This is a genomic window from Arenicella xantha, assembly GCF_003315245.1.
In the GTDB taxonomy this organism is placed as follows: domain Bacteria; phylum Pseudomonadota; class Gammaproteobacteria; order Arenicellales; family Arenicellaceae; genus Arenicella; species Arenicella xantha.
This window is the reverse complement of record NZ_QNRT01000001.1, coordinates 1,319,628-1,331,444: the sequence shown is the minus strand read 5'-3', so window position 1 is coordinate 1,331,444 and position 11,817 is coordinate 1,319,628. Positions and strand designations below refer to the sequence as shown.

Annotated in this window: 11 protein-coding genes and 1 pseudogene; 4 read left to right on the top strand and 8 right to left on the bottom strand. The window is 43.2% G+C overall.

Going from position 1 to position 11,817, the window contains the following annotated elements:
* Positions 1-124: 124 nt before the first annotated feature.
* The 3 genes and pseudogenes from yidD to rpmH form a co-directional block, all read right to left on the bottom strand.
* Positions 125-331: pseudogene (gene yidD, locus DFR28_RS05710) on the bottom strand (membrane protein insertion efficiency factor YidD); the annotation flags it as partial.
* Positions 331-735 (bottom strand): ribonuclease P protein component, encoded by a 405-nt coding sequence (rnpA, locus tag DFR28_RS05705; protein WP_113953299.1) that lies wholly within the window; start codon positions 733-735, stop codon positions 331-333. The gene rnpA and the pseudogene yidD, both read right to left, overlap by 1 nt.
* 278 nt (positions 736-1,013) lie before the next feature.
* Positions 1,014-1,148, bottom strand: a complete 135-nt coding sequence (gene rpmH, locus DFR28_RS05700; RefSeq protein ID WP_113953298.1) for a 50S ribosomal protein L34 — start codon at positions 1,146-1,148, stop codon at positions 1,014-1,016.
* Positions 1,149-1,708: 560 nt separating this feature from the next.
* Here rpmH and dnaA point away from each other — a divergent pair.
* From dnaA to gyrB, 3 genes are all read left to right on the top strand, one after another.
* Entirely contained in the window at positions 1,709-3,049 is a 1,341-nt protein-coding gene (dnaA, locus tag DFR28_RS05695; protein WP_113953297.1) for a chromosomal replication initiator protein DnaA, read from the top strand.
* A 241-nt stretch (positions 3,050-3,290) separates the two neighbouring features.
* Positions 3,291-4,397, top strand: coding sequence for a DNA polymerase III subunit beta (gene dnaN / locus DFR28_RS05690; protein ID WP_113953296.1), 1,107 nt, complete (start codon positions 3,291-3,293; stop codon positions 4,395-4,397).
* A gap of 281 nt (positions 4,398-4,678) precedes the next feature.
* Positions 4,679-7,057 (top strand): DNA topoisomerase (ATP-hydrolyzing) subunit B, encoded by a 2,379-nt coding sequence (gyrB, locus tag DFR28_RS05685; protein ID WP_113953295.1) that lies wholly within the window; start codon positions 4,679-4,681, stop codon positions 7,055-7,057.
* Between the two features lie 172 nt (positions 7,058-7,229).
* Here gyrB and apaG read toward each other — a convergent pair whose 3' ends face one another.
* The 5 genes from apaG to DFR28_RS05660 form a co-directional block, all read right to left on the bottom strand.
* A complete protein-coding gene (gene apaG / locus DFR28_RS05680; protein ID WP_113953294.1) occupies positions 7,230-7,628 on the bottom strand; it encodes a Co2+/Mg2+ efflux protein ApaG in 399 nt (132 codons plus the stop codon).
* 8 nt (positions 7,629-7,636) lie between these two features.
* Entirely contained in the window at positions 7,637-8,476 is an 840-nt protein-coding gene (locus DFR28_RS05675; protein WP_113953293.1) for a symmetrical bis(5'-nucleosyl)-tetraphosphatase, read from the bottom strand.
* Between the two features lie 18 nt (positions 8,477-8,494).
* The gene (locus DFR28_RS05670; RefSeq protein WP_113953292.1) at positions 8,495-9,253 is read right to left on the bottom strand and encodes an MlaA family lipoprotein; all 759 of its coding nucleotides are present in this window, start codon (positions 9,251-9,253) and stop codon (positions 8,495-8,497) included.
* Between the two features lie 143 nt (positions 9,254-9,396).
* Positions 9,397-9,945: a protein-export chaperone SecB gene (secB, locus tag DFR28_RS05665; protein WP_113953291.1), complete on the bottom strand. Its 549-nt coding sequence runs from the start codon at positions 9,943-9,945 to the stop codon at positions 9,397-9,399.
* A gap of 41 nt (positions 9,946-9,986) precedes the next feature.
* The gene (locus DFR28_RS05660) at positions 9,987-10,421 is read right to left on the bottom strand and encodes a rhodanese-like domain-containing protein (protein ID WP_113953290.1); all 435 of its coding nucleotides are present in this window, start codon (positions 10,419-10,421) and stop codon (positions 9,987-9,989) included.
* Between the two features lie 129 nt (positions 10,422-10,550).
* Here DFR28_RS05660 and DFR28_RS05655 point away from each other — a divergent pair, with 129 nt between their 5' ends.
* Complete coding sequence (locus DFR28_RS05655) at positions 10,551-11,789, top strand: murein hydrolase activator EnvC family protein (protein WP_113953289.1); 1,239 nt, start codon at positions 10,551-10,553, stop codon at positions 11,787-11,789.
* Positions 11,790-11,817: the final 28 nt, after the last annotated feature.

The window sequence follows — 11,817 nt, the reverse complement described above, 5'->3', positions numbered from 1 at the left end:
GCGTTTGCGTAAATGCTTTTATATGGTGGCGTATTCTAACCTTAATAGTTAACAGTTTAACTATCTCATTGAGGCAAAAGCGGCCTTATTGTTGGTCTTTTAATGCTTGCTCTAATTCTGAGCCTGGTACTGGGTCCATTCCATGCCCTCCCCAAGGATGGCAACGACTTAGTCGTTTTATGGTTAAAACCAAGCCTTTTACCGGACCGTGTATCTCAAGGGCTTGATGCGCGTACTCCGAACAGGTCGGTACATAGCGGCATCGCGTTCCCAATAATGGGCTGATGGTCCAATAATAAAGCTTAAACAGTTTTTGTAAAAACCAGACCATTATGGCGACTTACTACTAGGCTGCTTGGCCTGTTGTTTACGCTGCCAACGTTGCCAGCGCATAAGCTTGTCCCACAACTCTGTAAGTGACGCTTGACGCTGCTCATCGGTTGCTTTTAGGCTCGATGGTTTTGCGGTAATTACCACATGCGCTCCTGTCAGTTGGTGCTGTCGTAGACGATAGAATTCCTTCATTTGGCGCTTTATTCGATTTCGATGCACGGCTGCTTTAGAAACCTTTTTAGACACCGTTACTCCCAACACAGCCGTTTCAATGTCAGTGGCTAATACATTGTAGGTGAAATGTGCGGAACCGCCCCATTGCTTACTTTGGTACACCGCTTGGAACTGCTTTGGCGTTTTTAATCGCTGTGCTGCAGAAAAATTAAGCCGTGTGTCTTGCATCGCTGGTTTGGGGAGTTACTTGTTGCTAGGAATTGATCAAGCTTATTCTTCAAGTATAAACGCCAAATTGCTCGGCTGATGGAAACTTGAAACTTGGTTGTCGGCGACGTTGCTGTGTCGACCTATTTGTATGTCATTTTATCGTGGCAGAAGCTTAAACTTCGGTGCCGTGATGTCTAATACATTTTTAGCTGCTGTAAAAGCATCGCTACAGCAACCGGTTTGTCTATGTCTATATTTAGAATAGTGTAAACCGGTTACTGAGTAGCTTAACGGGATTAAACCGTTAGTGCTGCGCGACCTTTTGCTCGACGAGCATTGATGATAGCGCGGCCGCTTTTAGTAGCCATACGGGCTCGAAAGCCGTGTGTGCGCTTGCGCTTAACTTGACTTGGTTGAAAAGTACGTTTCATTTTAAATAACCTTATATAAGTACCAGACAGTATTAGTGCTGGTGTTGCTAACTAGTTTGCCGTTGATCAAGCTTGTGTGAGATCACTTTTGCAGTCGTGACGCAAACCGCGTCTTTGTACGCCTACCGAGTATTCTCTACAACAAAAGCAGTTAATTACGCTGCAGGGAGACCTGACCAAAATACGGGCTGCAAAGGTACTGACTTTGTTGTTCATAGTCAACACGATAACGCTATTCTTTGACTTATTTTATTATTCGATAAGCGCCATTTGTTATTGTATTGTGCGCTACCGCGGCGGTATATTAACCGACCGCCTACCAGTTGTGTTTGTTGACACTTTACAGCAACCTAGGCGAATAGCAGTAACGTCGCTAGCAGGGCTAGAAAATCACAGTTATCGCCTTCCATAACGATAATTTAGTCGCCACAACGAGATCATCCACCGTTCTTATAAACGGCGCAATGGAATCACATCACTAGCGTATTTGGTTGATTCTCTTTTGCCCCTAGAATCGCTTACGCAGTTTCATAAATCGAACTACCAATCGGTCGAAAACCATGCAGAACACAGTCCTTTGGGATAAATGTTTAAAGAAATTAGAAGATGAAGTCGACGATCACGACTTTCATACCTGGGTTCGCCCTCTAATGACTAAAGATTCGGATGCAACGTTTAAGTTGTATGCCCCAAACCGTTTTATTAAGGATTGGCTAACCGATAACTTAATTGATCAACTGACTAAAACGGCCATGCATTTTGGTGGTGGCGACATTCAATTGTCGGTCGAGTTGAACGATCATCGCGCGGCTTTGCTGAAAGAACCCGCCGCTTCCGACGATACCTTGGCGGACGAACTGCCTTCTCGCAACCCGTTTGGCACAAACGTGCTCAATAGCAGTTTCACTTTTGAAAACCATATTGAAGGCAAGTCTAACCAGATTGCGCGAGCTGCGACCAAACAGGTGAGTGAAAACCCTGGTGTTGCTTACAACCCGTTGTTTATTTATGGCGGCGTTGGTCTTGGCAAGACTCACTTAATGCACGCCGCCGGTAATTTAATCCAACAAACCAGGCAAAACGCGCAAGTTGCGTATGTGCACTCTGAACGGTTTGTCAGCGATATGGTTAAATCGATTGAAACCAACAGCATGAATAAGTTTAAAAACTATTACCGCTCGTTGGATGCACTATTAATCGATGATATTCAGTTTTTCGCTGATAAAGACAAGTCACAAGAAGAGTTTTTTCACACCTTCAACACCTTGTTAGAAACCGGCGCCCAAATAATTCTGACGTCAGACAAATTCCCTAAAGAGATTAATAACCTTCAGGAACGCCTAACATCACGCTTTGAAAGCGGCTTGACGGTAAGAATTGATCCACCGGAGCTTGAAACGCGTGTCGCCATTCTCAAAAACAAAGCTCGTAAGAACAACATCGACCTAAACGACGATGTGGCATTTATGGTGGCCAAGAAGATTCGCTCTAATGTACGTGAGCTAGAAGGGGCCCTACATCGACTGGTTGCTAGCTCACGGTTCACTGGGCGTGAAATCGACCTAGACCTAGCCAAAGACACCTTACAGGATCTGACGCTATTCCAAGAGCGAAAGATCTCGATCGAGAACATTCAAAAAACCGTCGCTGATTATTACGGTATACGAGTGTCCGACCTCAAATCTAAACGTCGTAATCGGCAAATCGCGCGGCCTAGGCAGGTTGCAATGTCGTTAGCGAAAGAACTTACTAATATGAGTTTACCGGACATTGGCGACGCTTTTGGTGGCAGAGACCACACAACAGTGATTCACGCTTGCAAGAAAGTAGTAGAACTGACTAAAACCGACTCGAAGATTAACGAAGACTACAACGGTCTACTTAAGATCTTATCGGTCTAAACTAAGTAGATAAATAGTGATTTTAATCGGTAGCTTAATAGCCTGTGGATAACTTCTGTATAATTACGGTATGATTATTGGATAAATGTTATCCACAATTCGTCCACAGCTTGTCCAGCCGACCAGGACATATTTATCAACAGGCAGAAACAACTCTAAGTCATTGATAAATAAAGTTATTTAAGACTTTTTATAGTTATGTACCGCACTAGTAATAACAATAACTAATAGATAAACACACATGAATATTAAAATACAAAAGGAAACATTGGAGCAACCACTGTCTCAAATCATAGGCGTAGTAGAAAAAAGACAGACGCTACCTATTTTAGGAAATGTGTATTTAGACTTAAAAGATGGACAACTAACTCTTGTTGGTTCTGACTTAGAAACTGAAATAACCACAAGAGTGGACAACATAGAAGGGGACAACGGTAGAACCACTGTTTCTGCTCGTAAGCTCTACGATATTTGTCGATCACTACCAAAAGAATCTTTATTGTCATTAATTGTTGAACAAGACAATAAAATGGTTGTTAAAGCCGGGAAAAGTCGGTTCACACTACAAACATTGTCAGCAGAAGATTATCCAAGGTTAGAAGAAACACATTGGAAACATGAATTTTCGTTGTCACAGAAGAGTTTGAATCAGCTATTAACCAGAACCTCGTTCTCAATGGCACAACAAGATGTTCGGTACTTCTTAAACGGATTGCTACTTGAGATACATGACGACCATATCGTATCAGTAGCGACTGACGGACATCGCCTAGCAAAGACACAAGTGATGGTTGAATCACTGGGTGTTGAAATGGTACAAAGTATTGTGCCGCGTAAAGCAGTACTCGAAATAGGTAAGTTCCTTGATGCCAACAGCGACGACATTGTTGACGTTAAACTAAATGCTAGCCATATCTCTATTGCTTCTGGCAACTTCCTGTTTATTTCTAAGTTAATCGACGGTAGATTCCCTGACTATGAAAAAGTAATTCCAGCAAACCTTGATAAACATATCATTATCGATCGATCGAACTTGATAGACATACTCGGTAGGGCAGCGATCCTTAGTAATGAAAAGTTCAGAGGTGTTTCTTTAAGCGTTGATAATCATACTCTCGAGGTTAGATCGCATAACCCTGACCAAGAACACGCTAAAGATGAAATGGAAGTCGACTACGCGGGTCCAGCTATCGAAATAGGGTTCAACGTAAATTATCTGTTAGAAGCCCTTAAAGCCTGTGAGTCCGATAAAATTGACCTCGGCTTATTGGACCCTAACACTAGTTGTACATTCCATGCGGCCGAATCGAACGACACGCTATATCTCATCATGCCAATGCGTTTGTGATTACAATAAGACTTATTAAAAAGGTCGCTATCAATAGCGGCCTTTTTTATGACGAAAGTTGTTCCACGTGGAACAATCTCATACTTCATAATCATTTGTGAGCACTAATTTAGAATAGCCTACTGATTAATATCTAAACAAATATGGCACTCATCTGCTCTTATTTGTTCCACGTGGAACATTAATCTTTCGGCTAAACTTAAACGTTTGATTTACTGCGTAAAAGGGTAAAATTTGATACTATTAGGCGTTAGCTAATTGCCCCCTGATAGATAAAAATAATGAGTTACGATTCCAGTAGTATTAAGGTATTAAAAGGCTTAGACGCCGTTAGAAAGCGTCCAGGAATGTACATCGGTGATACCGATGATGGTACCGGTTTGCACCATATGGTGTTTGAGGTAGTCGACAACTCTATTGACGAAGCTCTCGCCGGACATTGTACTGGCGTTAATGTCGTTATTAACCAAGACAACTCCATCTCCGTATGGGATGACGGACGTGGTATTCCTGTTGGAATCCTGGAAGGAGAGGGCAAGTCAGCCGCCGAAATCATTATGACGGTCCTACACGCTGGCGGTAAGTTTGACTCCAACTCTTATAAAGTCTCAGGTGGATTACACGGTGTTGGTGTATCCGTGGTCAACGCATTATCTGATTGGTTGAAATTAGAAATTGATCGAGAAGGGAAGTCCTATTTTCAGGAATATCATTTAGGTGTTCCGCAAGCTGATTTAGTTGAAGTTGGACCCTCCGATAAGACTGGAACTAAAGTAACGTTTAAGCCCAGCAACGAAATCTTCGCAATTACTGAATACAGCTACGATATTTTAGCCAAGCGCTTACGTGAACTGTCATTTCTTAATTCAGGCGTGCGCATAGAGTTGACTGATGAGCGTACAAAGAAAAGTGAAGTGTTTGAGTATGAAGGGGGTATAGCTGCATTCGTAGCCCACCTTAATAAAATGAAGACGCCACTGAATCAAGAAATAATCAATGTGATTGGTGAGCGAGACGGTGTAACCGTAGAAGTAGCTCTGCAATGGAATGATTCGTACAAAGAAAATGTATTGTGTTACACCAATAATATTCCGCAACGCGACGGCGGAACGCATCTATCGGGCTTTAAAGGTGCCTTGACTCGTACTTTAAATCAGTACATTGAAGAATCCGGCTTGGCTAAGAAGGAAAAGGTAACGGTAAGCGGTGATGATTCACGAGAAGGCTTAACCGCCGTATTATCAGTTAAAGTACCTGATCCCAAGTTCTCATCACAGACTAAAGAAAAATTGGTCTCATCTGAGGTTAAAGGGGTTGTTGAATCGGTAATGAACGAGAAGTTATCCGATTTTCTATTAGAGAACCCAGGTGAAGCGAAGCGCATAGCTGAGAAGATAGTCGATGCGGCTAGAGCTAGAGACGCTGCACGCAAAGCACGAGAAATGACTCGTCGCAAAGGCGCACTAGACCTCGGCGGCTTACCTGGAAAATTGGCAGATTGCCAAGAAAAAGATCCAGCACTTTCAGAGATATACTTGGTGGAGGGCGATTCAGCGGGCGGTTCAGCAAAGCAAGCTCGAGATAGATCTTTCCAAGCGATCTTGCCATTGAAAGGTAAGATTCTGAACGTCGAAAAGGCTCGGTTCGATAAAATGCTGACGTCAGACGAAATCACAATTCTAATTACCGCATTAGGCGCGGGCATTGGAACCGCTGACTTCAATATTGAGAAGTTACGCTATCATCGAATCATTATCATGACCGATGCCGACGTAGACGGATCACACATTCGAACGTTGCTGTTGACGTTCTTTTATCGTCAAATGGTCGAATTGATTGAGAAGGGATATATTTATATCGCGCAACCGCCTTTGTACAAGATTGGTAAAGGCAAGTCTCAACGCTATGTTAAAGACGATGCGGAAATGGAAGCTTATTTGCTGGAACTTGCATTGAAGAATGCTGAGTTAATCAATTCTCAGACACAACAATCTGTCAGTGGAGACGAACTTAAGAAGTTATGTAGAGAATATTTGTCGGTAGAGAAAACCATTGAGCGGTTAAGTCGAGACTATGACTCTGCGGTATTGAGAGCGCTTATTGATCAATCTTTGGATGACGAAAAACTCACTGACGAAGCTGTCGCTGAGATTGAGTTGTTCTTGAATAAAGAAGGTTATGAGTCACCACATTATTCTCTCGAAGTTGTTCGAAACGGCAGTACTACTTTGAAGATAAGCCGACGACTGCATGGTATGACGACTGAGTCTGAATTTAGTCCGGCGTTTTGGCGGTCTCCAGAATATACATCGATCAAGGGTCTTTCTGAAAAATTGGACAGCACACTCGGTGATTTAATTCTGGTACGCCGCAAAGAGAGTGAAATGGAATTTACCGAGTTTTCTGATGCGCTAGCTTGGTTAATGACAACGGCTAAAAAAGGTCTCGATGTGCAACGCTACAAAGGTCTTGGTGAAATGAATCCAGATCAATTGTGGGAGACCACGATGGACCCAACAGTGCGCAGGTTGCTAAAAGTGGTGATTGAGGACGATGTGTCATCCGATGACACTTTTACCATACTAATGGGCGATCAAGTCGAGCCACGACGCGAATTTATCGAAAAAAATGCCTTCACAGTTAATAACCTCGACGTTTAATAAAGCCCTTTATTTTCAACAGCTTATTAAGGTTTTTTGATGATTTTAGGAAAAAAACGGGCTGCTCACGCGAATCTTTTTTAAATACTCGGGTGATTAGCCGTCTCTAGGCTACAAAATGACCGTGTTTTGTAGCCTATTTTTATCTGATGTGGATTCAAAAATCGAGGTGTTAGTGTAAAACTCGTGGCACCGTTAACGTGAATTTAGGGATAGGTATTTCAAATTCATCTGTCGTGCTAGCATCGCTAACAATCATAAAGTATCGTCCTTCCATGGTGCCGATCTCGGTTTCTAAAACCGCGCCACTTGAGTATTGGTATTCTCCTCCGGGCGCGATCACTGGTTGTTCGCCGATAACTCCTTCACCATAAATTTCTTCAACCTTGCGATTGGCATCGATGATTACCCAGTGTCGTGACATTAGCTGACAAGCAATAGGAGAATGATTTCGAATGGTGATTGTGTAGTAAAACACAAAACGCTTATTTTTCGGATCTGATTGCTGAGGTACGTAATCGGTTACGGTAACAATTTCTATTTCTGGGATTTTGCTGTTAGTGACAGTCATACGAATAATTACGCTGTTGTACCCAGTTGATTTGGTTGTTGATAGATTGTTACTGATTGGTTTTTAGTTTTGGGAATTTTGGCCATTGTTAAATCCTTGCCCCACACGCATCCGGTATCTAAGCCTAGGAAGTCGCCGGTGTTGAGCAAACCTAGTGCTGACCAGTGACCAAATATAACTCGATAGTCGATCAAGCTTGGATTGTCATATTCAAACCACGGTAAGCGGTTTTTGCGCCGTTTTCCGGAAAAGCCACTTTCAACTAGGTTTAAGTGTCCCTTCGGGCTGCAAAAACGCATTCTGGTAAATGAGTTGATGGTAAACCGCCGTCGTTGAACCTTACCCAGGTCGTCACTCCAGCGGCTCGGTGTATTACTGTATATCTGGTGCAGCAACTTAATGCATTTATATTCTTTTTGAAACACCTTCTCTACATCCAAAGCACGCTCTTGAGCTTGCTCAAGTGTCCACCATGGATAGATACCCGCGTGACTCATAACCAGCTTACGCTTTGGGTCAACAGCGAGTAGTGGGCGATTGCGAAGCCAATCCGCTATCTCAGAGGCATCTGGTGCGTTAAGTATCTTTTTAAGAGTGTCACCGGGGCGTGGCTCTCGAACACCATATAGCATCGCTAATAGGTGGATATCATGATTACCTAGAACGGTAACACATTGTTTTTCAAGACTTTTTAGTAGTCTTATGGTCTTTAACGATTTAGGACCACGATTAACCATATCACCGACACACCACAGAGTGTCAATGCTTGGATCAAAGTTCACCTGCTCCAAAAGCCGCGCTAGAGGATCGTAACAACCTTGGATATCCCCAACAGCATAATAGGCCATAGGTAGAATTAACCCAGACTAAAAGTCAAACTCATCGTCGTCATCTAGCTGTGGAGGGTTACCATCATAGATCGCACGAACTCGATTCGACTCATAAGCAGTCTTTAGAAATAAATAGGGATCTACTTGATTGGCAAGCACGGCATCGGCGTCAAGCAGTCGTGCGCGTGTGTTAATCACATTTAACACAGTAAGACCTAAACGAGTATCGGACTCGTCAGATACTTCGTTGATTGGATAAATAACTAGGTTACTGGCAGCACCAGCAAAACTGTCGCGTAAATTCGATGGACCCCAAAACGGTACAACGATGTACGGGCCGGGTTTGACTCCCCAAGCCGCTAAAGTCTGACCAAAATCTTCAGGCTTCTTGCGTACATCGTATGATCTTGCCACATCAAACAAGCCTAACACACCGACAGTACTATTGACTACGAATCGGTAGGTCGAATTCAATGCACCATCAACCTTACCTTGCAGTAAGTTATTGATTATATTGATAGGTTCGCCTAGATTACTGAAGAAATGGCTGACCCCTTTTTTCGCTGGATCAGGCAACACTGCGTCATATACCTTAGCAGTAGGGCGCAGTACGATCTTGTCAGCTTTATCATTAAACGCGAATGCCGTGCGATTGAAACGTTCAAACGGGTCGCTGCTAATATGTTTACTTGGACTGTCTTTACTAGACAGTGTGGAGCAACTTGTTAGAAACAGTAGGCCGCTGGCAATAAACGCCAATCGGATAAATTTTGAGTTTGCCGAAGTTTGCAGCATGGTGTGATCCAAATGTTCCGTTACGAATCAATTATAACTGGGCTCTGTGAAAATCAAAGCCCAGAAGTAATACACTACTGACAGTTTAATAAAACGGCAAACGTGATGGTGTCTGCGGTAAGTAGTCTAGTATCGAAAAGTGTCTAGTGTGAGGTGTCGTCCGAAGCTAAGTTCGTTTCACTCTCAGATGAAAGTTGGTGTTTAGTTTCCGAAGCCGCATCTGCACTAGCCGCGCCAGATCCGTCGGCTGCTTTAGCTTGTTGCTGTAACTTGGCATTATAGAGAGCTTCAAAGTTGATCGGTGATAGTAACAACTGAGGGAAACCAGCCTTAGCGACTAGATCAGACACCGCTTCTCTAGCGAATGGCAGCAATACATTAGGGCATGCAATCTCCAACGCTAGCGGTAAATCTGCCTGTGCTAGGCCAACGATTTGAAAAATACCGGCTTGATGTACTTCTACCAAAAATGCGGTTTCATCACCGATTTTTGAAGTAACCGTCATTCCTAATACGACTTCGTAGAAGTTTTCCTGTTCTAGGCTAGTGGCGCGAATGCTGGCTTCGATAGCAACTTCAGGCTTAGACGGGTCCTTAAGAAAAACGCCTGGCGAATTTGGGCTTTCTAATGAGGAGTCCTTCAAATAGATTTTACGAATATCGAAAGCGTTTGCTTGTTGCTCTTCGGCCATAGTTATCTCTCTTACAACGAATTAAATGAGTTTTAGTTGGATTATTTATTAGACGGACGAGTGCTTGCTATTGGGAGGTTTTCTTTTGTCCATGAGATTAGGCCACCACGCAAAATATTAACGTTGGTGAATCCAAGCTCAACCAATTTTTTGGCTGCGTTATTACTACGAGAGCCGGTCTGGCACACAAGTATCGCGGTCTTGTCTTTATGCTTCAGTAAGGCCGAATTCTCCGCATTCAACTCCTCTAAAGGAAAATTTACCGATTGCGGTATGTGAGTAGCGGTAAAATGCTCCGGTTTATTAACATCGATAATGATCGATTTACCCTTGCGTTGAAGCGCAGGCATCTCAAGCACAGACACCGATTTGGCGCCTTTGACAGAGCTATTTAAGAAGGAAAAAATCAGCAACACCACGATGGTGGCCAACACAGCAAACAACCAGATATTCTGGTTAAAAAATTCAGCGAACATAAACCATGTGAGCTATTCAAGCTCGAGCTATAATCGAAACAGCTGCGAATTATACAGTACCCACCATCCAATGAAACGTTAGAGTAAGTCGAAACCTTAATAAAAAATTGGGCTAATTTGAATTCCTTTATGCAAACTCCAAAACGTTGGGCCACACCAGCGATCTTTCTACTTTATTGTTTAGCATCTAGCTACTCGGTGTATTCCAATGCTGCGGACAAGAGTAGCGACCAATATCGAGCGTCTATCCAGCGTATAGCCGGTGAAATCGACAGTATTAGCAAGAATCTAAACGCGAATAAAAAATTATTGAAGACCGAGCAAGACCGGTTGCTTGAGACTGAGCAAAAATTACTAAAATTGAAAGCTGATATGGCAGACAATTCCAAGGCGATAGAGGCAAAACAAACGCAAATAGAAGAACTTACTCAATCATTAGAAACCGCCAAACAAGCTCAGCAAGATAACAAAGCGGCCTTATCACGCTTAATAGCATCGCGTTTTAAACAGGGCAATGTAGACCATATCCAAAAAATCTTGAATCAACAGAACCCCTATGCAGTGGGGCGTCTTAATCACTATCACGGCTATTTTTCAGAGGCACTGCAGCAGCGTTACCAGCAACTTGAAAAGCAAATAGAAGAAACACGTTCCATTCACACAGTCCTGCAACAGGCCATATTTGAACTTGTCAAGGAGCGAGATCAACACACGCTACTAAGTAAGCAACTCAATAGTGCGCGCGCGGACCGTGCTAAGAGTGTGGCTCGACTAAGTGAAAAGGTAGGTTCATCAACCGAGAAGCTTGATCGACTTAAGAAAGATCGAGCTAGATTAAATTCGCTTTTAGAACAAATAGCGAAACAAGCGGCTGAATTAAAGCGCTTAGAGCAACAAAGAGCCAAAGAGTTAGCTGAACAGCAGCGGTCTAACGCGACTGCAACAACACCAGTAGTCAGACTGCCAGTTAAGGGCGGGTTTTTAAAACAAAAAGGTCGACTAGCCTATCCACTAGCAGGTGCTGCCAAGGTGAAATATGGAGCACGGCTACCCGAATCAGGTATGCGCTCCGATGGTGTGTATTTCGAGACCAAAAAATCTCAGCCGGTGCAGGCCATATTTCATGGGCGGGTTCTATTTGCTGACTATTTGAAAGGTTACGGCTTACTGATAATTATTGATCACGGCGACGATCACATTAGTTTGTATGGTCACAATGAGTTACTCTACAAGCGTGTGGGCGACACTGTCACAACCGGGGAAATGATCGCTAAAACCGGCGTGACAGGTGGTTTGAGATCGCCTGGACTATACTTTGAGATACGCAATAATACTGAGCCAGTTGACCCTGCAATTTGGTGTCGATAGTTTGGTATGCCCATTTCTATCGCGAGTA

Bases quoted from the DNA above. Each gene is read 5' to 3' on its own strand.
- rnpA (WP_113953299.1), bottom strand. From the start codon at position 735: ATGCAAGACACACGGCTTAATTTTTCTGCAGCACAGCGATTAAAAACG.
- rpmH (WP_113953298.1), bottom strand. From the start codon at position 1,148: ATGAAACGTACTTTTCAACCAAGTCAAGTTAAGCGCAAGCGCACACAC.
- dnaA (WP_113953297.1), top strand. From the start codon at position 1,709: ATGCAGAACACAGTCCTTTGGGATAAATGTTTAAAGAAATTAGAAGAT.
- dnaN (WP_113953296.1), top strand. From the start codon at position 3,291: ATGAATATTAAAATACAAAAGGAAACATTGGAGCAACCACTGTCTCAA.
- gyrB (WP_113953295.1), top strand. From the start codon at position 4,679: ATGAGTTACGATTCCAGTAGTATTAAGGTATTAAAAGGCTTAGACGCC.
- apaG (WP_113953294.1), bottom strand. From the start codon at position 7,628: ATGACTGTCACTAACAGCAAAATCCCAGAAATAGAAATTGTTACCGTA.
- DFR28_RS05675 (WP_113953293.1), bottom strand. From the start codon at position 8,476: ATGGCCTATTATGCTGTTGGGGATATCCAAGGTTGTTACGATCCTCTA.
- DFR28_RS05670 (WP_113953292.1), bottom strand. From the start codon at position 9,253: ATGCTGCAAACTTCGGCAAACTCAAAATTTATCCGATTGGCGTTTATT.
- secB (WP_113953291.1), bottom strand. From the start codon at position 9,945: ATGGCCGAAGAGCAACAAGCAAACGCTTTCGATATTCGTAAAATCTAT.
- DFR28_RS05660 (WP_113953290.1), bottom strand. From the start codon at position 10,421: ATGTTCGCTGAATTTTTTAACCAGAATATCTGGTTGTTTGCTGTGTTG.
- DFR28_RS05655 (WP_113953289.1), top strand. From the start codon at position 10,551: ATGCAAACTCCAAAACGTTGGGCCACACCAGCGATCTTTCTACTTTAT.